General features: G+C 55.8%; 12 protein-coding genes. 8 read left to right on the top strand and 4 right to left on the bottom strand.

Annotated elements, in window-relative coordinates; genetic code table 11:
• Positions 1 to 60: 60 nt before the first annotated feature.
• Positions 61 to 1,905 carry a glycoside hydrolase family 13 protein gene (locus H9S92_RS17950; protein ID WP_187468081.1) on the top strand — a complete coding sequence of 615 codons (1,845 nt, stop codon included), beginning with the start codon at positions 61 to 63 and terminating at the stop codon, positions 1,903 to 1,905.
• 528 nt (positions 1,906 to 2,433) lie between these two features.
• Complete coding sequence (locus H9S92_RS17945) at positions 2,434 to 3,201, top strand: PPK2 family polyphosphate kinase (RefSeq protein ID WP_187468080.1); 768 nt, start codon at positions 2,434 to 2,436, stop codon at positions 3,199 to 3,201.
• Positions 3,202 to 3,684: 483 nt separating this feature from the next.
• Here H9S92_RS17945 and H9S92_RS17940 read toward each other — a convergent pair whose 3' ends face one another.
• Positions 3,685 to 6,942, bottom strand: a complete 3,258-nt coding sequence (locus H9S92_RS17940; RefSeq protein ID WP_187468079.1) for a TonB-dependent receptor — start codon at positions 6,940 to 6,942, stop codon at positions 3,685 to 3,687.
• 144 nt (positions 6,943 to 7,086) lie between these two features.
• Entirely contained in the window at positions 7,087 to 7,833 is a 747-nt protein-coding gene (locus tag H9S92_RS17935; RefSeq protein WP_187468078.1) for a DUF4197 domain-containing protein, read from the bottom strand.
• 333 nt (positions 7,834 to 8,166) lie between these two features.
• Here H9S92_RS17935 and H9S92_RS17930 point away from each other — a divergent pair, with 333 nt between their 5' ends.
• Together H9S92_RS17930 and H9S92_RS17925 are read left to right on the top strand one after the other, a co-directional pair.
• Entirely contained in the window at positions 8,167 to 9,471 is a 1,305-nt protein-coding gene (locus tag H9S92_RS17930; RefSeq protein WP_187468077.1) for a zinc metalloprotease, read from the top strand.
• A gap of 795 nt (positions 9,472 to 10,266) precedes the next feature.
• Positions 10,267 to 10,752, top strand: a complete 486-nt coding sequence (locus tag H9S92_RS17925) for a hypothetical protein (protein ID WP_187468076.1) — start codon at positions 10,267 to 10,269, stop codon at positions 10,750 to 10,752.
• A 112-nt stretch (positions 10,753 to 10,864) separates the two neighbouring features.
• On the opposite strand, the gene H9S92_RS17920 is transcribed toward H9S92_RS17925, so the two are convergent.
• Complete coding sequence (locus H9S92_RS17920; RefSeq protein ID WP_187468075.1) at positions 10,865 to 11,629, bottom strand: DUF2520 domain-containing protein; 765 nt, start codon at positions 11,627 to 11,629, stop codon at positions 10,865 to 10,867.
• Between the two features lie 154 nt (positions 11,630 to 11,783).
• Here H9S92_RS17920 and selD point away from each other — a divergent pair, with 154 nt between their 5' ends.
• The 3 genes from selD (at position 11,784) to argS (ending at position 17,749) form a co-directional block, all read left to right on the top strand.
• On the top strand, positions 11,784 to 12,824 hold the full coding sequence (selD, locus tag H9S92_RS17915; protein WP_187468074.1) for a selenide, water dikinase SelD: 1,041 nt from the start codon (positions 11,784 to 11,786) through the stop codon (positions 12,822 to 12,824).
• Between the two features lie 136 nt (positions 12,825 to 12,960).
• Positions 12,961 to 15,606, top strand: coding sequence for a M14 family zinc carboxypeptidase (locus H9S92_RS17910; protein ID WP_187468073.1), 2,646 nt, complete (start codon positions 12,961 to 12,963; stop codon positions 15,604 to 15,606).
• 292 nt (positions 15,607 to 15,898) lie between these two features.
• On the top strand, positions 15,899 to 17,749 hold the full coding sequence (gene argS / locus H9S92_RS17905) for an arginine--tRNA ligase (protein WP_187468072.1): 1,851 nt from the start codon (positions 15,899 to 15,901) through the stop codon (positions 17,747 to 17,749).
• 28 nt (positions 17,750 to 17,777) lie between these two features.
• Here the strand turns inward: argS and H9S92_RS17900 are convergent, their stop codons facing one another.
• Positions 17,778 to 19,448, bottom strand: a complete 1,671-nt coding sequence (locus tag H9S92_RS17900; RefSeq protein ID WP_187468071.1) for an AMP-binding protein — start codon at positions 19,446 to 19,448, stop codon at positions 17,778 to 17,780.
• 181 nt (positions 19,449 to 19,629) lie between these two features.
• Between H9S92_RS17900 and H9S92_RS17895 the strand changes: the two genes are divergently transcribed.
• Entirely contained in the window at positions 19,630 to 21,270 is a 1,641-nt protein-coding gene (locus H9S92_RS17895; protein ID WP_187464761.1) for an IS1182 family transposase, read from the top strand.
• The last annotated feature ends 171 nt before the right edge of the window (positions 21,271 to 21,441 follow it).

The raw sequence follows: 21,441 nt of genomic DNA, 5'->3' as shown, positions 1-21,441 counted from the left end.
TTGTGTCTTTGGCCTGGGGCAAATGGCCTTTTAATTTCCCCAGTTTAACTTTCTGTCCTCATGCGTTTACTGACTTTGCTCCTTGTTCTTTTTCTCTGCACCTGCGTCCGCGCCCAGGAAATTTCGCGCGTGGAGCCGCCCGATTGGTGGGTAGGTTTTGAGCAAACGGAGCTGCAACTCCTCGTTTACGGCAAAGACATCGGTCACCTGCGCGCGGAGATCAATCACCCCGGCGTGACCTTGCTGCGCACCGTCTGCCCGCCCAACGCCAACTACCTGTTTCTTTACCTCAACGTGGCCGCCGATGCTTCGCCGGGCACTTTCCCCATTGTTTTTCGCGACCAGGATCGTGAGGTATTACGCCACAGCTATACCCTCCAGGCCCGCCGTGACGGCGCTGCCGGGGTCCAGGGATTTAATAATTCCGATGTCCTCTACCTGATTACGCCCGACCGTTTTGCGAACGGCGACCCGGAAAATGACGCCGTGGCCAGCCTCATAGAAATGCCGAAGCGGAACTTCCCCGGTGGACGCCACGGTGGGGACATCGCCGGGATGCAACAACGCCTCGATTACCTCACCGACCTGGGCATCACCGCGATCTGGATCAACCCCGTGCTCGAAAATGACATGGACCAGTACTCCTACCACGGCTATTCGACGACCGATTTTTACCGCGTCGATCCCCGTTTTGGCAGCAACGCCGCATACCGGGATTTTTGCGCGGCCGCAGGTGCAAAGGACGTCAAAGTGATCATGGATATGATCCTCAACCACAGCGGTTCCAACCACTGGTTCGTCGTTGACCCCCCGAGTGAAGACTGGGTCAATTACGGCGGCAAATACGTCAATACCAACCACCGGCGGACGACGGTGCAGGATGTCCATGCTTCGGAATTCGACCGCCGGGCCTTCAGCGACGGTTGGTTCGTGCGGACCATGCCCGACCTAAACCAGCGCAATCGCCTGTTGGCCGATTACCTCATCCAGAATTCTATCTGGTGGATTGAATACGCCGGCCTGGCGGGCATCCGGATGGATACCTACCCTTATCCTGACAAAGATTTTATGGCGGAGTGGACTTGCGCCGTTTTGCGCGAATACCCCAACTTCAGTATCGTCGGGGAAGAATGGTCTACCCAGCCCGCCATCGTTTCCTACTGGCAAGCGGGCAAAGACAACCACGACGGCTACACGAGTTGCCTGCCCAGCCTGATGGATTTTCCGCTGCAGGACGCCCTGAAACTGGCCTTGACCGAAAAAGAGACCTGGTCAACCGGCTGGATCAAACTTTACGAAACCCTGGCCCTAGACTTCCTCTACGCCGATCACGACGCCCTGGTCGTTTTTCCGGACAACCACGATATGGACCGCATCTACACCCAGCTGGGGGAAGATCCGGCCCTGTTCCGCCTGGCGATGGCTTACACCCTCACGACGCGGGGAACGCCGCAACTGTATTACGGCACGGAAATCCTGATGGAGAACAGCGCGGCACCGGGAGACCACGGCATCATCCGCACGGATTTCCCCGGCGGCTGGGCGGGGGATAAAGTCAATGGCTTCACCGGCGCGGGGCTCAGTGCGGAGCAGCGGGCGGCGAAGGATTACCTGCGGTCTTTGCTCCGTTGGCGGAAAAGCGCGAAAGTTATCCACGACGGGAAACTTATGCAGTTTGCCCCCAACAACGGTTCCTACGTTTACTTCCGCTACACGGACGACGAAAAAGTGATGGTGGTACTCAACAAAGGCACCGAAGGGCTCAGCCTTGATCTCTCCATCTACGAAGAAATACTTCCTGCGGGCGCTACCCTGCGCGATGTGCTCACCGGCAAGGAGTACTCGACCGAAAGCAAGACCCTGCCGCTGCAAGTGAATACGGCGTATATTTTGCGGGTGGAGTAGGGTAGGCCGCTCCTCCGGATGTGTCGGCTCTCAAGCCCCCGTAGAGCCCGCCGATTTGCGGGAGCGGCAGCGCTGCCTCAGAAAATGCAACAGCTTGAGGGTGAGGAGAAAGAGCATGGGATTGAAAGCGGAAAGGACAATGTAGAAATGCTTTGAGAGGGGAAAGGGTTGGGTGGGGGCTTCGCCTGTCTGCGCGTTCAAAGCTCCCAGATTGCTGCGCGTTCAACACCTCCGATGAGCCCCGTGCTGCTACGCGTTCAACACCTCCGATGAGCCCCCAAGCTGCTTTCTGCGGCAGCTTGGGGTACACATCGGAGGAGTGAACGCGTAGCCAAAGGATTACAAAGTTTTCCTCAGGTAAGCCGCTCCTCCGATGCGTACCCCGTCCCGCCCGGGAGGAGATTAGTGATTTGAATGATTTTGGCGGGGCGGGGGCTCATCGGAGGTGTCGGCAGTCCAAATCCCCCATACTTTTTACCTTAGGCCCCGCTCCGGACTTTACCGGACCACTAAAAACGACCCCACTGTATGTCCCTGATCGATCTTTCGACCATTTCCACCCGCGCCCCCGAAGGCCTGGACAAAGACGAAGCCCGCAAAATATCCCGCAAGCGGGCCGAGCGCATTGCCGAGCTCCACCAGCAGTTGGTGGCGGAAAACCGCCACGGGGTATTGATTCTTTTGCAGGGCATGGACGCGAGTGGTAAAGACGGTGCCCTGCGCAACGTCTTCGGGGCCTGCGCCCAGTTTGGCTTCCGGGTGGTAAGCTTTAAAAAGCCCACGCCAATGGAGTTCGCCCACGATTTCCTGTGGCGCATCCACAAGGAGGTTCCGGCCAAGGGAGAGATCGTCGTATTTAACCGCAGCCACTACGAGGATGTACTCATCCAGCGGGTCCACGGCTGGATCGACGAAGCGCAAGTAGACCGCCGTTTTGCCAGCATCAACGCCTTTGAAGAATTACTGATCAACGATGCGGGCACCCTGGTCCTGAAGTTTTATCTGCACAACAGCAAGGAACAGCAGGAGCAGGAACTGATGGAGCGCATTACCGACCGGGAAAAGCACTACAAGCACAACGATGGCGACTGGGAGGAGCGCGACCACTGGGACGAGTACCGGGCCGCTTACCACGACGTGCTCAACCGCAGCACCGTCCCCTGGCACGTAATTCCGGTAGACGACCGCTGGTACCGCGATTACCTCATGTCCGAAATCGTCGTCAACGCCCTCGAAGGATTGAAGATGGAGTGGCCGCCTTTGGTGACGGAGCGGAAGTGGTTAATGAGTGAATGAGTGATTGCGTGAATGAGTGAATGGGCTACCGCACGTGACAGGCTACCGCCCGTGACAGGCTACCGCACGTGACAGGCTACTGCACGTGACAGGCTACTGCACGTGACAGGCTACTGCACGTGACAGGCTACCGCACGTGACAGGCTACTGCACGTGACAGGCTACCGCACTAGATAGGCTACCGTGACAGGCTGCCCCACGTGACAGGCTACCCCACGAGATAGGCGAGGGGCGTTGGCGAAAGCTTGAGGGTGTCACAAAATCTGTCTCGCCTATCTCGTGCGGTAGCTATTCACTCATTAGCTGCGCTGCTGCCTACGGCGGTCACTCATTCACTCATTAGAAGCTCTGCTCGCTCATTACTTCCCTGGCACCTGCGGCCGCGCCCAAACAAAAAGCCCCCCGTACACACTGGCACGGGGGGCTTTTTTGATCATTCAACTGAGTTTGGCGGGAAAGCCTCGCTCGGTCGTTTGGCGGCTACTAGAAGATGTAGCGGATGCCGGTCTGCAGGCGCCATGCGCTACCGAGAACGTCGCTGGTAAAGCGGTAGGTTTCGGTGGGGAAGTCGGAGGTGCCGGGGATCGTGTTGATGCGGTAGAGCGGCTGGTTGTTGTCGCCAACACCACGGTAGTTCAGCAGGTTTTGCTGGAAAGGCACTTGCGTAACACCCCACTCGCTGTTGAACAGGTTGCCGATGTTGAGGAAGTCCAGCGTCAGTTGGATGCGGTGGCTGCTGCCTTTTACCAGGTTGAGTTCCTGGGCAATGCGAAGGTCGAAGCGGTGTACCCAGGGGGCAACGGCACCGTTGCGCTCCGCGATCTGACCACGGATGCCGCTCAGGTAGTCGTCCTGGTCGATGTAGGCATCGAGGATGTCGGCCTGCATCGCTGCGGTGATGGTTTCGCCACCAACCGTGAATTCCTGGAACTGGAGTTCGCTGGCGTCTTCGGGTACGTAGATCAGGCGGTTAGAAGCGTCACCGAAGTTGCCGGAGTAGGTGTAGGAGTAGCGGAAGGCGTTACCACCGTCGTAGAACAGACCGAGGGTCGTACCACCCATTTGGTAGCTGAGGTTAGCCACCACGCGGTTGGGCTGGTCGAAACCGGCGAAGCTCAGTTCGGGGTCGTTGCGGTCTTCCTGAACGGTTGCAGGCCAGAGAGATACAGCTTGTGAACCACCAGCGGCGTCGAGGTCGCGGGCGCGTGAACGGGTGTAGGCTACGAAAGCGAAGAAACCGTTGCTGAACTGCTTGGAAAGCTGGGCGGTGATCGAGTAGTAATCTGCCTTGCGCTCGGCGTTGGTCAGGTAGAACACGTTGCGGAAGTCGGGGTCGTTGCTGTAGTTGGTGCCGTTGCGGTAGCCACGGGTATCGGGGCCAGAGAAGAAACCATCGGGCTCACGCACTACTGCGTTGTAAGCGATCGGCGTTTGCACGTCGCGGTTGTAGATGAATTCCAGGGTACCCTGAATGCCGAGGGGCAACTGCTGGTCTACTGCCAGGTTGGTACGCCATACCTGGGGCAACTTGAAGTTGCGGTCGGTCAGGTTCAAATCATCGGGAAGTGCAGAGGACAGTAGCTCGGCGGGCGGGTTGTAGGCCGTTACGTCGGGATTGAAGATGATGCCTGCGTCGACGACCTCTTGGCCCTCGAAGCCATCTCCACCACGGATTACACCGGAGCCGTTGACCTGGTTAGATAACCATACGAAAGGAATGCGGCCGGTGAAGATACCGGTACCACCGCGGAGAACGGTACTGCGGTCGCCAGCAACGTCGAAGTTGAAACCAATGCGGGGGGAGATCAGGGGGGTAACTTTGGGGAAAGTGGCTACATCGGGCGTGAAGGTATTGCCGTCAGCATCCGTGAACTCCTTGTTAAGGGAGTCAAGGGCATTGTTGGAGGGGATATCGATGGGGTAGAAGGGAAGATCTACGCGAATACCACCGGTTACTTTCAGGCGCTCGTTTACCTGGAACTCATCCTGGAGGTAAATACCGACTTGTCCGAAGTTGGTCTCATCCACGGGCAGGTTGTTCGTACCGTCGAGGGCGTAACCCTTAGCAAAGGCATCGGGGAACACGTTGGGGTTCCGGTTGATGACTGCTTCTACGAAATTGTCATAGGAGTTGAAGCGGTAGAAGCCATTGAACACGGGGTTGAACGCGTTGAAGAAGCTCATCGACTCGAAGTTGATGCCGGCCGTCACCGTGTGCTTGTCCATGTAGAAGGTCGTGTTGTTGGTGATGTTGAACACGTTGTTCTCCAACAGGTTACCAACGGAGAAGAGCTCGTTACCCAGCGTCATATAGTACAGGAGGTTACCGGAAGCATCTGGCTCGAGCACTTCGATCATCGGGAATTCCTGGCCACCGGGGATGCCACGGCGGGGGTCAGCGATCTTGGTGTAACCAATATTGAACTGGTTAGAAACCGTGTTGCTCAGCAGGGAGTTCAGTTCTGCAACGTAAGACGTTACCCGACGGTCGTTCGTGTAGTTGTTGTTGCGGAAGTTGATGTTCTCGATGCCCGTCCGGTCGGTATTCCGGAAGCGGGTAGAGATGTAGCGGATGGAGTTGCCGTTGGTGGGGATATCCGCAAACGAAGAGTAATCGTTGAAACGGGCCGTCAGTTTGTGCTTGGCGCTGATGTTGAAGTCTAGGCGGGCGTTGATGCGCTCCTGCTCGGAAGCAAACTGGTAACCGTCGGGGGCACCCGTGTCGTAGCCGTAGAGTTCCTGGATACGATCACGTACGAAGTTGGCCTCAGAGAGGGGTACGCGGGAGATGATCAGACCATCGGGGGTCTCGCCTTCGCGGGCAGCCCGCTTGAGGAAAGAAGGAACGGCCTCTTTTTCCTTCTCGTAGGAAGCAAAGAAGAAGAGTTTGTTCTTGATGATCGGGCCACCAATCGTTGCACCGTAGATCTCGTTCTTAGAGCTGCCAGCGTCGACGGAAAGCTCACCGGCGCGCGTACCTTGCATCTGGTCGTTGCGGATCAGGTAGTAGGCAGAGCCTTTGAAGGTGTTGGTACCGGATTTCGTTACGGCGTTAACGGCAGCACCGGTGAAACCGGAGTAGCGCACGTCGTAAGGTGCCAAGTTTACGCTAACCGCTTCGATGGCGTCGATGGAGATCGGGTTGCCACCGGCAAACTGACCGGTACCGAGGCCGAAGTTGTTGTTGTAAATGTTGCCGTCAATCGTGTAGTTGTTGAAGCGTGAGCTCGTTCCGGCGAAGGAAGTACCGTTGGACTGGGGCGTGAGGCGCGTGTAGTCGTTGATGCTCCGGTTGATCGTTGGCAGCGCCTGGATCTTTTCGGAGTTGATCTTGATGGAAGAACCCGTCTTGGAATCGTTGAACTCGCTGTCGCGGTTGGCCGAAACGACCACGTCCTCCAGCACTACGGAACCATCGCTGAGGGTGAAGTCGATCAAAGATTGGCCACCCAAGGTCAGGAAAATCCCGTCTTGGACGCTTTCTTCGAAGCCGATGAAGGTAACCTTAACGGTGTAGGGGCCACCGATTCTCATGCCCTGGATCGTGTAGGTGCCTTCGTTGTTGGTCACCGTGCCGTACTCGCTACCCGTGGGGGTGTGCACTGCCATTACCGTGGCACCGGGCAGTTCTACACCGCTGGCGTCTGCTACCCGACCACTGATGCTACTGGTCGTGATCTGTGCACTGAGGGCCATCCCCAGCAACACAAGGAAGCTTGAAACTAGTAATCGTAACTTCATAATGGAAACAATTTGCTTGAGTTGATTAAGCCGATACGGCTAAAATTCGCCGCAAAGGTCCATCACTTTTCGATAGCCAATGTTAAGCCATTGTTAAGTCTTTTGTACTAATTTGTTCAGCCTCAAATCTTTAGTGGCAGGGCATCACTTGTCCTGCCGTGCAAAAACCCGCTTTAACAGATCAGTATTTCGCAAAGCGGGGTTTTGACGCAATTCGCTTTCCTTTACTTCGATCAAACCGAACATTCCTTCTAAAGCGCGCTGGGTAACGTAGGCGTCCAGCTCGGGGTTCGTTTTCTTCACCAGCGGCAGTTTATTATAGGCCGTTACCACCTTGTTCCAGATCTCGTTGGCGTTCACCTCATCGAGGGCCGTGCGGATGACGGGCTGGAACTCGGCGGCCAGTGGCGCGGAGGTGTTGCCTTCGAGGTAGCGGGTGGCGGCATCCTGGTTGCCCATCAGGAGGTTCATGGCGTCCTTGATGGTCAGTCCCTTGATGGCGTCGACGAAGATGGGGCCAGCCTTCGTGGCGGCCAGTTCGGCGGCGCGGTTGATCCGTTCGGTCAGGTCTTTCTCCACGTTGCCGAAGCCGGGCAGGGCGCTGACGCGGCTGACGACCGACTGCGCCTCCTCGGGCAACAAAATCTTGTAGGGGCTTTCCAGGTAGCCGTCTACCGCTGACAGGGACGACACGGCTTTATCAACGCCCTGGTTGAGGGCTTCTTTGAGGCCTTCGCCAATCGCTTCTTCGGAGAGGGGGCCTTTGCCGCCGAGCACTTCGTCGGCCTGGGTCTTGAGCTTGCCCAGGGTCTTGCCAAACTGGGCGTGGGCGGGGAGGGTAAACAGGAGGGCTGCCAGCAGCAGCAACAGGGTAGCAGTAAGCTTACGCATGGGGACATTATTTGTAGGTAACCACAAAGGAACGCTACAAAGACGACGTGGGGTGTACGGGGGGCGTTAAGGTTTACTTATTGTGTGGTAGTGTTGGGCTGTAGCGTTGGGCTTTTGCCCGACTTCTTTCCCCCGATGTCCCTTTTGGGCGCGGCCGCAGGTGCAAGCTTTGGCTCCCTAAGAGAAGAGCGGGGGGAGGGGGAACCAGCCGCTATTGCATTCACCGCTACAAGTCATGCTCATTGGTCGCCGATTGTGCAGTTGGGTCGTTTGTCTCGGATTTTACCTTGGTATCCACACACGCTCCGCCCTCCAAAGCGTTATCTTCGTTATATGGCCTCGCTCCGTCTTCTGCTTTTACTGCTGATCGCTTGTGGTCTCCCATTGGGATGCGAGCCGAATGCTGGGGTGGAGGAGGCGGTCTGTTTGCGGGTTTTCTGGGCCGAAAGTGGTGGTGGTCATCCAAAGGGCTTTACCCTGTCAGGCGGCCCCTGGCAAGGCACCGTACCAGGCACCAAAACTGCCTACCAATACAACGGCATTGAGCACGTCAATGATTTTGGGCTGAACGTCAATATGGCCACTTACCGGACACTGGACCCGGTGGTGGGGCGATGGTGGTCTGTGGATCCTAAGGCGGAACATGATTTTAGGAATTCGCCGTACAACTCAATGTACAATTCTCCTATGTTTCATAATGACCCGGCAGGTGATTGTCCTCTTTGTGTTGCGGCAGCTATTGGTGCATTTGTAAATGTTGCTTCTCAAAGCATGCAACGTAATATTAACTCATTTGGAGATTTTGTTGGAAGTTTAGCTATTGGTGCATTTTCGGGAGCCGTTGGCGCAGGTGTTGCCTCTGGAATAAGTGCCTCTTTGGCGGGTGGAAGTTTTGGAGGAGGTTTTTTAGGAACAAGTGGGGTATCAAGTGCTGGGTTCATCTCTGGGGCACTATCAGGAGCAGGTGGTGGCCTTGCTGGCGGTTTTGTTTCAGGTTTTGGCAACAAACTAAGCAATGGGGGTAATATCGGAGAGGCACTCAAAAGCGGTGTCAGTACAGGGATTTCAGGAGCTTTATACGGTGGAATATCAGGAGGCATTTCCGGAGGAATTAAGGCAAATAAAGCTGGAGCAAACTGGTGGAATGGAACAAAGAGAGTCACTTCTGAAATGGCGGCTCGTGGAGGTTATGGAGCTCTTGATATTGCGGATATTACTGGGAAATATGTAGGTAATTACGATGGAGTAAGTATATACGAGAGTTCTGTTTTGGGATCTGGTACTAACTCCTCTGGTGCTACTTTCCCCGGTCCGTTTGGTAGCGGTAGTATCTTTTTGGGTGACGGCTCTTACAGTAAACGATTAAGTTATGATTTATTTCAACACGAATTTGGCCATATACTACAGGCAAGAGAATATGGATTAAAGGCATATTATGAAGTCATCGCTCCGACAAGTGTTTACAGCTACCATACCACTAATTCCCATATGTCCAATTGGACGGAAACTTGGGCGAGCCACCTTGCAAATAAACATTTTGGAACTAGAATATCTTTTCCGGCAGCTCCATTGAGTTTAAAGCACCAAATTTTGTTACGATCATATTGGTACAGTAGTCGAGGATTAATAACACCATAATAAATGGCGAAAAAAATTCAAACTTTAAGCCCATTTCAAAATATGCCGCAAGCCTATTAAATGATAATTTTAACAATGAAATGACTGGCCATTTTAAATGTTGTTATTGCATTTTCATCATTCCTAAGCACTTTAAATATAAAAAAAAAGTAGAGCCAGAATCAGCCCACGCCTTCTTACATTTGTTTAATCTCAAAAATAGCATGAAAACAAAACATAATCTTGTATATGCATCCTGCTTAGTAATTATGGTTACTTTATTGCAATGTCATTACGAAAAGTCCCATAGAATCGTAGTAATTAACGAAACAGATGAAGTATTTTACTATATAATTATATGTGACGAAGAGGAAAAAAATTTAGGGAATGCTAAATTTAAATGTAGAGATTCATTGATAGTGAATAGTAACCAATTAATTACATGGGTTCCAAATAACAGGGTTGAACCTAACGACAGTTCCGTTACATACTGGAATCATTTAAACGAAAGGCTTTTATGTAGTTCCTCTAAGGAACCTTATTTGTATACAGTGTCAAACTTTTCCTTATGCAATAAAAAATGGAAAGACATAATTGATAATAATGATTTTAAACACCGACTCATTGTTGATAAACGATATTTAGTGGGCGACTCAATAGCTCGTATCCTCATAAAAGACTGACAACTATTTGAATGAGCCCGAACGGCGTTGTTGCATGAATCGGCCGAATGAAGCGTTATAGCCAGGGGGCGTATGACTTTGAACACCAACAAAACTTGATTTTAAGAGGTCCATTAAATAAAAATTTCCACTGATGAAAACGAGTTTAGTACATCAAAAAGAAAACCTGTTTGGTTGTTTTGTTTCAGGTCCATCACTGCTCGGGGATGCGACAAAGCACGAAGATGAAGCAGCAGAAGAAAAGGGCAAATCCTTTAGGCGGTATATTTGGGGCGATATTGGTATTGATCACCTTTTGAAACAAGTAGTTAACATAGAATATGGGAATGATGTTAAATTGATATTGTTCCAGTTCTATTTGAATCCCTTGCAGTACGAGTTGGATCACTTGGATAAAGGTGAAGGGTTCAGGAAAAGAGAAAAGTCAATTGGGAAAAATATCATTGTTACAGATGAAAACTTTTTTGAAAAGACCGAAGGTGAAAGGCTTGAGTTTTTAGAAGCATCGATATTGAATTCATTAATTCAATTGGAAGAAGAGCATAAGGGCAAGCTTGACACAAGATTTGACCTGCTAATAAGGGAAGTGAAAAAATTATTTAACTTTTCTGAAAATTAGGTTTAGTTAAAAAGTGAATCCTCAGGTTGGACATGCCCCGGTTTGCACCTGCGCCCGCGCCCCCCCAAAAACACTGTAAAGCAAAAACCAAAAACCATAAACCAAAATAAAATCACCTCACCCCCTCCCCAATCAAACCACTGATCCGCGCGTACAAGGCGGCGTACTCGGGGTAGCCTTCCAACAATTCCAGGTGGCGCTGGATCGTAGCCACGTCGCCCCGGGCGGCGGCACCGGTTTGGGTAATGCGCGGTGGGGTGCCGTCTTGCCGCAGGGCCGTATGCTGGATGATGGGCAATAGGGTGTGAAAAGGAATGTCTTTGGCCGCACACAATTCGTAGCTGATCTGGTACAACCACGTCACAAAATTATTACTAAACACCGCCGCCAAATGCAGTTGCGCCCGCTGCCCATCGTCGAGGGCGTAAGCCGTGTCACTCAGCCGCTGGCAAAGCCGCTCCAGCGCCGCCCGCAAGCCCGGATCTTCCGCCCAGTACGCCAGCGGCACCTCGCGCCAATTGTCCACCACCTCCCCCCGCCGCAGCGAACGGATGGGCCAGAGCGCGCCCCGGAACTGGAAATGGTCCGCGATGCGACCAATCGCCGTAGCGCCGCTGGTGTGAACCACTGGCACTGCGGGTCCGAGCAACTCGGCCAAACGAAGCGACACTTCGCCAATCGCATCGTCCGGGACGGCCAAAAAGACCAGGTCCGGACCAAAGACCTCCAGCTCAGCGTACGCGATAACCGGCACCTGCCACCCCTGTTTGCTCGCTGGATCACGCGCTACCAAAGCAACCTCTACCCCCACCTTTTGGAGCACCGCCACCAGGTGCCAGGCCAGATTTCCTCCGCCAACCACTGCCATTTTTTCCATCGTGTAAAGGTAAGGGCACTACGGCTTTTACGTTTGTCGTCCCACGACCGCTGGCTTCCTTTGCACTCCGCCCCCGCTGCCCGTACCTTCGCCGGGTGCCGGAATGGTTTCCCGTCGGGGCCAGCCGCTTTTTCACCCCAACAAGCTATTAGCCATGTCTGAAATCCGCCTCACCGAATACTCCCACGGCGCTGGCTGTGGATGCAAAATTGCCCCCGCCGTCCTCGATACCATCCTGGCCCAAACGGCGCCGGGACCCCACTTTCCTTCCTTATTGGTAGGCAATGGCGAGCGCGACGACGCGGCGGTATACGATCTCGGCGACGGCACGGCCATCATCTCCACCACCGATTTTTTCATGCCCATCGTCGATGACCCACTGACTTTCGGGCGCATCGCGGCCACCAATGCCATCAGCGACGTCTACGCCATGGGCGGCACGCCGCTGCTGGCCATCGCCATTCTCGGCTGGCCCATCAACCTGTTGGCCCCCGAAGTGGCTGGCCTCGTGGTAGAAGGCGGTCGGCAGGCCTGTGCCGATGCCGGCATTCCCCTGGCGGGCGGCCACAGCATCGACTGCCCGGAGCCCATTTTCGGACTGGCCGTCAACGGCCGCATCGACCTCGCCCACCTGAAAAAGAACGGCGGAGCCCACGTCGGCGACATCCTGTTTCTCACCAAACCCATCGGCGTCGGCATCCTCAGCACCGCCCAGAAACAAAAGAAATTACGCGCCGCCGATGCCCACCTGGCAACGGAGCAGATGGTCCGGCTGAACAAAATCGGCGCGGCCCTGGGCACCCGCGAGTACGTCCACGCCATGACCGACGTCACCGGCTTCGGCCTACTCGGTCACCTCACCGAGATGTGCCGGGCCAGTGCGGCCAGCGCCCTGGTGCGCCTGTCGGACGTCCCCCTCATTGATGCTGATATCCTGGATTACTACCTGGCGGAAGGCTGCATTCCCGGCGGTACCAAGCGCAATTGGGACAGCTACGGCGCCCACGTAAAACTGCACAACGAGCGGGCCAAGTGGCTGCTGGCCGACCCCCAAACCAGCGGTGGTTTGCTCTGCGCAGTGGCCCCCGACCAGGCGACCAATTTCCGGGCCTTCTGCGCCGACCACGGCCACGTCGTAGCCCCGCTCGGCGAGATCATTCCCCGGCAGGCGGATTATTTGGTGGCCGTCGACTAGCGCCCCGGCAACCGGGACAAACACTGCTCTTTTATCTTATCTCCCCCCTTTGGGGGGTCGGGGGGGAGCACCTGCGGCCGCGCCCAAATGAATCGGCACAGATTGCCTATTTTACCCGCCTAAACATCCATTTTACATGCGCGTATTTTTACTCCTCCAACTTTTTCTCATTTCGTTTTTCGTAGCTGCACAAACCGATATCTACCAAAGGCTGCAACTCCCGGACAATGGCAGGGTGGGGGAGATCGTCTCTCCCGCCGAATTCCTCGGCTACCAGCTCGGCGAGCGCTTCACCGAATACGCCCGGTCGGTCGAATACTTCCGCCTCCTGGCCGCCAACAGCGACCGCATCAAAATAGAGCAGTACGGCGAAACCTACGAGCGCCGACCCCTCCTGCTGCTCACCATCAGCGACGCAGCCAATATGGCGCGGCTGGAGGACATCCGGCAAAAGCAACTCTCGCTCGTCAGTGCCTTCAAACGGGCGCGGTCGCAGGTGCAGGGAACGGTGGACGAGCAACCCGTGATCAACTCCTACAGCTACAACATTCACGGCAACGAAGCCAGTTCCACCGAAGCGGCCATGCAGGTAGCCTACGAGCTGGCCACCTCCCGAGACCCCGCGCTGCTGGACGCCCTCAAGAAGACGGTCAACCTGCTTTTCGTCTGCATCAACCCCGACGGCCGCGACCGTTACGTCTACTGGTACAACGGCGCCGCCCGCCACACCGGGGGGCAGGAACCCCGCGACCTGGAACACTACGCCCCCTGGCCCAACGGCCGGACGAACCACTATTGGTTTGACCTCAACCGCGACTGGGTATGGGGCGTCCACCCCGAAAGCCGGGGCCACACCGCCGCCTACCAGCGCTGGATGCCGCAGGTCCACACCGATTACCACGAGCAAGGCTACAACGCCAACTACTTCACCGTGCCCGGCACGACACCCCGTAATTTGTTGCTCCCCGACGCCTACGAAGTCTGGGCCGACACCTTCGGCCGCGCCAACATTCACGAGTTCAACAAGCAATCCCTGAGCTACTTCACCCGCGATGCGTTCGACTTTTACTACCCCAGCTACGGCTCCAGCTACCCCACGGTGATGGGGGCCATCGGGATGCTCACCGAGCAAGGCGGCATCGCTGCTGGCCGGGCCGTGGAGACCAACGACGGCTACGTGCTCACCCTCCGGCAGCGGGTGTACGACCACTTCGTCACCAGCATCGCCCAGGTAAAAGCCGCCGCCCGCAACCGTGCCGCCCTGATCGACTACAGCATCGCCGCCTGGAACCCCCTGAACAGCAAGGCCCCGGCCACCGCCTACGCCATTGAGGCCGACGGCAGCGAATACGTGGAAGACGTCATCAACATCCTCCTTTCCCACGGCGTGGAGGTGGAGCGGGCCACGGAGTCGTTTACCGCCGTGGCCAAAGACTACCGCCAGGGCGATGCCGCGGGCAAGGCAGCGAAGAAGAGCTTCCAGTCAGGAACTTACCTGGTGGGGACGGAGCAAGCCCGCCACCTTTTCGTCAATAGCCTGCTGAACCGCGATTTACAGATTGAAGACAGCGTCATGTACGACATGTCGACGTGGTCAGCCCCGCTGGCCTACAACCTGGAGACTTCCGTCATTGAAGCTCCGCTGACCCTGGATACCGAGCCCGTAACTTCCTTCGAGCGCTCCGGCGGTGTGGTGGAAGTGGGCGGCAGTGGCAAGGCCTACGCTTACGTCATCAACTGGGGGCAACGGCGGGCGCCGCGGGTTTTGGCCAAACTCTGGGGTAAAGGCGTGCGGGTACGTTCCTCCGTATCCGGTTTTACGGCCGACGATGGCACGGCCTTTGCGCCCGGCAGCCTGGTCATGCTCGTAGGCCGCAACCTGGAAATGGAAGCTGAGTTGCCTGCCCTGATGCAAAGCCTGGCCGCCAAAGAAGGCGTCACCATCCACCGCTTCACCACCGGGCGGATGGCCGACGGCAACGATTTGGGCAGCACCCGCAACTTCCCCATCAAGCAACCCCGCGTAGCGCTGCTGGTGGAGCCGCCGTTTGACGTCTTAACCTCCGGACAAATCTACTGGCTCTTCGACTTCGAGACGGAGTTGCCCGTTGATCGCATCCGGGCCTCCACGCTGGAGGAAACGGACTTGCCCAAATTCGGCTCCCGCTACGGCCTGGCCAGCCTCTACGATTACGACGTGCTGATCTTGCCAGAAGCCCGGGGCCTACGCGAGGTCTTTGGCAGCGAAGGCCAGGAACACCTCAAGCAGTGGCTCTCCGCCGGCGGGACTTTGGTGGCCATTGGCTCCAGCGCAGAGTTCTTTGCGGGCAGTGGCAGCATCTTCAAAGACCAGCCCCTGTGCAAAGCCAAAGAAGACACTTCCGAAGTGAGCAAGACCCTGACCTACGCGGAGCAGAATGATTACTACGGCAAGCGCCGCATCCCCGGCTCCGCCCTCCACGCTACGCTCGACGTGACGCATCCGCTGGCTTTTGGCCTCAAAGACCAGGTTTACGCCCTCAACTTTGGGCCTACTGCGCTGTGCCCGGACGCCGGCCTGGAAAGTGTCGGTCGCTACGTTACGGATGCCAAGTCATTGCTCGCCTCCGGCTACGCTTCAGATGAAAACCTGAAAACGCTGGCGGGTAACACCTGGGCTGGGGTGCGCAACTACGGGCAGGGTAGGGTAGTTTACTTCATGGAAAACCCCCACTACCGGATGTTCTGGCGGGGCCCTAGCCGGATGATGCTGAATGCGGTGATGGTGTTGCCGGGTAGTTAGTCATTTTTGAACCACTAAGCGCACGAAGAGGTGCTGAGCTTCTGGGGAGCTTCGCTCTTTTTTGAACCACTAAGAACACGAAGAAGAACTAAGGCCTACGGCAAGGGCAGATGGTACTTAGTTCCTCTTCGTGCCCTTAGTGTTCTTAGTGGTGAAAAACAGACCGAAGGTCTAAGGGGGTGAATAAGCGAAGTAGTAAAGGTTAACGCGAGTAAAGTGACGCTCCACCGGAAGAACTACTGGCTACTGAACTACTGAACTAATAAACTACTGAACTACCTTTGCCCCCGATATGACAAAGACCCTCCCCCAAATCCTCCAGGCTGGTGTACAGCGGGCCCTTACGGAACTTTACGGCGTTGACGGAAGCAGCGAAGAGATCACCCTGCAAACCACCCGCCGAGAGTTCGCCGGTGAGTACACGGTAGTGACTTTCCCCCTCACGCGACTGGCCCGCAAGAAGCCGGACGAAATCGCGGAAGACCTCGGCCAGTACCTGAAAGCCAATCTGGCGGAAGTGGCCGATTTCAACGTCATCAAGGGCTTTCTCAACCTCGTCATTTCCGACGCCTACTGGAGCGACTTCCTCCTGACTGCTGCCATTCAGGAGGACTACGGCCAATCGCCCGCCCGCGACGAGACCGTAGTCGTTGAGTTCTCCAGCCCCAATACGAATAAGCCGCTGCACCTGGGCCACGTCCGCAACATCCTGCTCGGGTGGTCGGCCAGCCAGTTGTTGGCCAAGGCGGGCTACAACGTCAAGCGCGTCCAAATCATCAACGACCGGGGCATCGCCATCTGCAAGTCGATGCTCGCCTGGCAGCGCTATAGCGACGGTGCTACGCCGGAGAGCACGGGACAAAAGCCCGACCATTTTGTGGGCGATTACTACGTCCTCTTCGAACAGAAATTCCAGGAAGAATACCAGCAATGGCAGGCCACGGAGGTCGCTCAGCAGGTTCTGGCCCAGCACGCTAAGGCGGAGCAAACCCCCGCAGAATTCTTCAAAGGCTTCAGCAAAAAGTACTTCAACGACTACAGCGAACTGGGCCAGGCTGCCAAGCAGATGCTCCTCGACTGGGAAGCGGGCGAAACGGAAACCGTTGCCCTCTGGCGCAAGATGAACGCCTGGGTCTACGCCGGATTCGAGGAGACCTACGCGCGTCTCGGGGTCACCTTTGATAAGCTCTACTACGAGTCGGAAACCTACGTGCTCGGCAAAGACATGGTGGAGCTGGGCCTCGAAAAAGGGGCCTTCCTCGCCCGCGAAGACGGTTCCATCTACGCCGACCTAACCGACGCCAAGCTCTCCGAAAAAACCCTGATGCGGGCCGACGGCACGAGCATCTACATCACCCAAGACCTGGGGACGGCCCGCCTGCGCTACGACGACTTTGGCGCAAAACGCATGATCTACGTCGTGGCCGACGAGCAAAACCACCACTTCGCCACCCTCTTTGAGTTGCTCAAGCGCCTGGAGGAACCCTACGCCGCTGGCCTCTTCCACCTCAGCTACGGGATGGTGGACCTGCCCACGGGCCGGATGAAAAGCCGGGAAGGGACGGTCGTCGACGCCGATGACCTGATGAATGAGGTCATCCACGAAGCCACCATCGCCAGCCAGGAACGCGACGCCACCAGCGAACTGAGCACCGAAGAGCAGAAGGCCATCATCCGCCAGATCGGCATGGCGGCCCTGAAGTTCCACATCATCAAAGTAGGTCCCCAGAAGCGGATGACTTTCGACCCCAAAGAAAGCGTCGATATGCAGGGGCAGACGGGCCCTTACGTCCAGAACGCCTACGTCCGCACCCGGGCGGTCTGGCGCAAGGCCGGTGAGCTGGACCTCAGCGCCGCCGCCGACTACCGGGATCTCGCCCCGGCCGAGCGGGAGTTGATCAATCAACTCTACGCTTTCCCCGCTCTCGTGCGCGACGCCGCCGAGGCGCTCGACCCCAGCGTGGTGGCGATGTACTGCTACGAACTGGCCAAAAGCCTCCACAAGTTCTGGCATGACCACAGCATCCTCAGCGCCGAAAGTCCCGCCGCCGTGGCCTTCCGCCTCCAACTCTGCAAGGCGGTGGGAAATACCCTCAGCGCGGGCATGAACCTGCTGGGCATTGAGGTGCCGGAGCGGATGTAGGGGGCGCGCGGGGCTGCTTAGCAAGTACCTACTCCCAAATCACCGTAGCGCCATTCCCGGCGGACCAAGCCTCCAGCTGCGGGCTGTAGCGGTTGTGTACCTGCGGGCGCTTGACCTTCAGCGTGGGGGTGAGCATGTCGTTTTCAATGCTGAAATCGGCTTGGGTAATGACGACGGCGGCAACTTTTTTGTAGCTGGAAAGCTGGGCGTTGGCCTCGACCAGCTTTGCTTTCAGCGTGGCTTCCACGGCATCCTGCGGCAGCGCCCGACCCGTTTCCGAAAGGTTGACCAACAAGACCGGCTGCGGCATGCCCAGTCCCAGCAGGCACATTTGTTCGACTTCGGTGATTCCGGCGAACTTGTCTTCAATTTCGGTGGGGACGATAAATTTGGCCTTCGCGGTTTTAAAAGTGTCCTTCACCCGGCCCGTCAAATAGAGGTAGCCATCGGCGTCGATGCGGCCCTGGTCGCCGGTGTGTAGCCAGCCATCGATGATGGTTTCGGCCGTTTTCTCGGGGCTTTTGTAGTAGCCCAGCATGGTATAGGGGGCGCGGGTAAGCACCTCGTTGGTCTCTGGATCGAGGCGGCATTCAGTGCCCGGCAAGGTGCGGCCGACCGAGCCGGGGCGGTCTTCGTGGGCCATCAGCATGTGCCCCACCGCACCGTTTTCCGTCATGGCGTAGGCCTCCGAAATGGGGATGCCGATGCGGTCAAACCAGGCCTTCAACTCGTGGGCGATGGGCGCAGCCCCAGTCACGTTGCGCCGGGATTGATCCAGCCCCAACCCCTTGCGGATTTTGCGCTTGATGAACCAGGAAAGGAGGGGGATGCGGAGCAAAACATCGAGCTTAGCCTGCGGCAATTTCTTGAGGACGCCCTGCCGGAGTTTGGTCCAGATGCGTGGCACCGCGAAAAAGAACGTGGGCCGCGCGTGCTGCAAGTTGGCGGCAAAGCGCTCGATACTTTCCGTAAAAAAGATCTCGCCGCCGTGGGTAAAACACATCGTCTCGATGGTGCCGCGCTCGGCTACGTGATTAAGCGGGAGAAAGGAGAAAAAGCGGTTGTTGCCGTTGTAATCCAGTCCCAGGGGGTTTTCGTCCCAGAGACTGTCCATCAGGGAAATCTGGTTTTTGATGCTCAGCATCACGCCCTTCGGCGTGCCGGTGGTGCCGGAGGTGAAGATGATCGTCCAGAGCTTGCTGCGGTCGGAAGAAGGGCTGTCGCTGACGGGTTCAAACTCGGTCATGATCTCCTCCCAGCGCTTGCCGCGTTCGATCAGGTCGTTGCCCGGGTAGTGGGGGAAGGTGATGACGGGCAGGTTTTCGGGCACGCCGGTCTGCATGTTTTCCCAGACCTCCGTTTTGCCGATGAAGAGGAGGTCAACGTCGCCCAGGTGGAGTACTTCGGCGATGCCTTTGCCGGAAAGGGTGGGAAAGAAGGGCACCGAAACGTGGCCGGCCAGCATGATGGCCAGGTCGGCAATGATCCATTCCCGGCAATTTTTGGACACCAGGCCGATGTGGCTACCGGGTTTAAGCCCCAGCGAACGGAGGTAGGCGACGAGTTTACGCGCCATTTGCCCGGCTTCTCCCCACGTGTAAGTCTCCCAACGCTCGCCGAACGGCTGGTGGAGGAAAGGCTTTTCAGGGTGTTTCTTCTCGCGCTCGTAGAAGGCTTCCAGCGTGGTCTTATCGTACATGGTCGGACTTTGTGGCAAGGTAAGGGGAATTGTGGGAATCTCATTTGGTGGCGGCTTTTTAGGGTGGGCGCGGACGCAGGTGCTCCCCCCCGCGGGGCCGTCTAAAAAGTCTACTAGGGGGGCATTCTGGTACAAAATACGAAAAAGTAGTATTTTGAGGCTGTTCCCATCCCCGTAGCCGATGAGCACAAAAAGAGCAGTTTTCAAGCCTGACCTCCAGAACCAAGGCTTGCTATTCCCTCCACATCTTGCCGACATGGTACCGCCTCATCATAAGGCGCGGCTGATCAGCCAGATTATAGATGGGATGAACATTGATTCGATCCTAAGCACCTATTTAGGAGGTGGCAGTAGCGCGTACTCTCCTCGGATGCTGCTTAAGGTGTTGGTTTATGCCTATTCTGATCGGGTGTACTCATCTCGTTCGATTGAGAAGGCTTGCTATGAGAACGTGTGCTACATGTGGCTAAGTGGGATGTCCACTCCCGATCACAATACGATCAATAACTTTCGCAAGCACCGCATGGGTGGCCGGGTAAAGGAAGTGTTTGCCCACGTTTTGTTGACTTTACATGAACAAGGCTATGTCAAGCTGGATGATTACTTTTTAGATGGCACTATACTGGAGTCAGTAGCTGGCCGGTACACCTTCGTTTGGAAGTCAAACGTTGAGCGTTACAAGAAGTCGGTGCTAGACCAGATAGGGATGATCGTTTCTCAGATTGACGCTTTATGTGAAAAAGCGGATAAAGAGGATGAGCAAGCTGCCGATGGGGATGATCAAGGGGACAAACTCAGCGACAGTGCAGCAGTCCAAGAAACGATTGATCGACTCAACAAAGCCTTAGAAAGTCAGTCCCCCAGCACCAAGGAGGAAGCCAAAGAGGTCAAAAAGGCAAAGACAAAACTGAAAAACCTGGAGAGCAAGTCCTTGCCCAAACTCCAGGAATATGAGCGCCAGCAAGAATTACTGGGAGATCGGTCGTCTTACTCTAAAACGGATCATGGTGCTACGTTCATGAGGCCCAAAGACGACCACTTGGGCAACGGGGAGCTAAAACCCGGCTACAATGCTCAAGTGGGAACGGAAAACCACTTTGTTGTAAACTGGACAATGCACCAGACGCCTTCTGATGCGGCCTGCCTCATTCCTCATCTTGAAGACACCGAATCGATCTTAAGCCAAATCGGATTGAACTTGCCCAAGGCCATTACAGCCGATGCGGGGTATGGCAACGAAGAGGCCTATCGCTATTGTGAGGGCAAGGAGATAGAAGCCTACCTCAAATACCCGGGCTATTACAAGGAAGAGCAAGGAGTACTTAAAGCGCCATTTGCGCCAAGCCAGTTATACTATAACGAAGAGCAAAATGTGCTGATATGCCCCATGGGTCAGCATATGACGTATTGTGGAGAGGGAGAGGAGAAAACAGCAAGTGGGTATATCCGTGAAACAAGTAAGTACAAAGCCGTCAATTGCATAGGCTGCCCCTTGCGCGGGATGTGTCATAAACAAGACGGCAACCGAGTGGTAACCATTAGCCACAAAGGTCAAAGCTATCGCCAGCAAGCCCGAGCTCGTCTGAGCACGAAAGAGGGTAGAGCAAAGTGCCTGCGCCGTAACGCAGAAGTCGAGGGCTTCTTTGGCAACTTGAAGGCCAATCTGGGAAGACGTCGGTTTACACTAAAGGGACTTACGGGGGTTAACATTGAGATGGGCCTCCTTTCGATAGCCACAAATCTTCGTCGATTACATAAATTATCGATTGAGCAAGGGCGTAGTCTGCTTACTCCGGTCGTACAAAGGGCCCAAATGACCTAAAACGGCCCAAAAATCCGTCTAGACGGCATTTTTAACTCCCTGAAGGCCCACCCAGCATGTGGGGAGGCCCAAAAAAGGAACACATATTTTTTCTTAAATGTGTCAGAACGCAACCAGCACAGCCACCGTGGCGCACCCCACAGCTTTGGGGCTGACTTTTTAGACGGCCCC

The organism is Neolewinella lacunae, assembly GCF_014349155.1.
Taxonomy (GTDB): Bacteria; Bacteroidota; Bacteroidia; order Chitinophagales; family Saprospiraceae; genus Neolewinella; species Neolewinella lacunae.
This window is presented reverse-complemented; position numbering and strand designations above follow the sequence as displayed.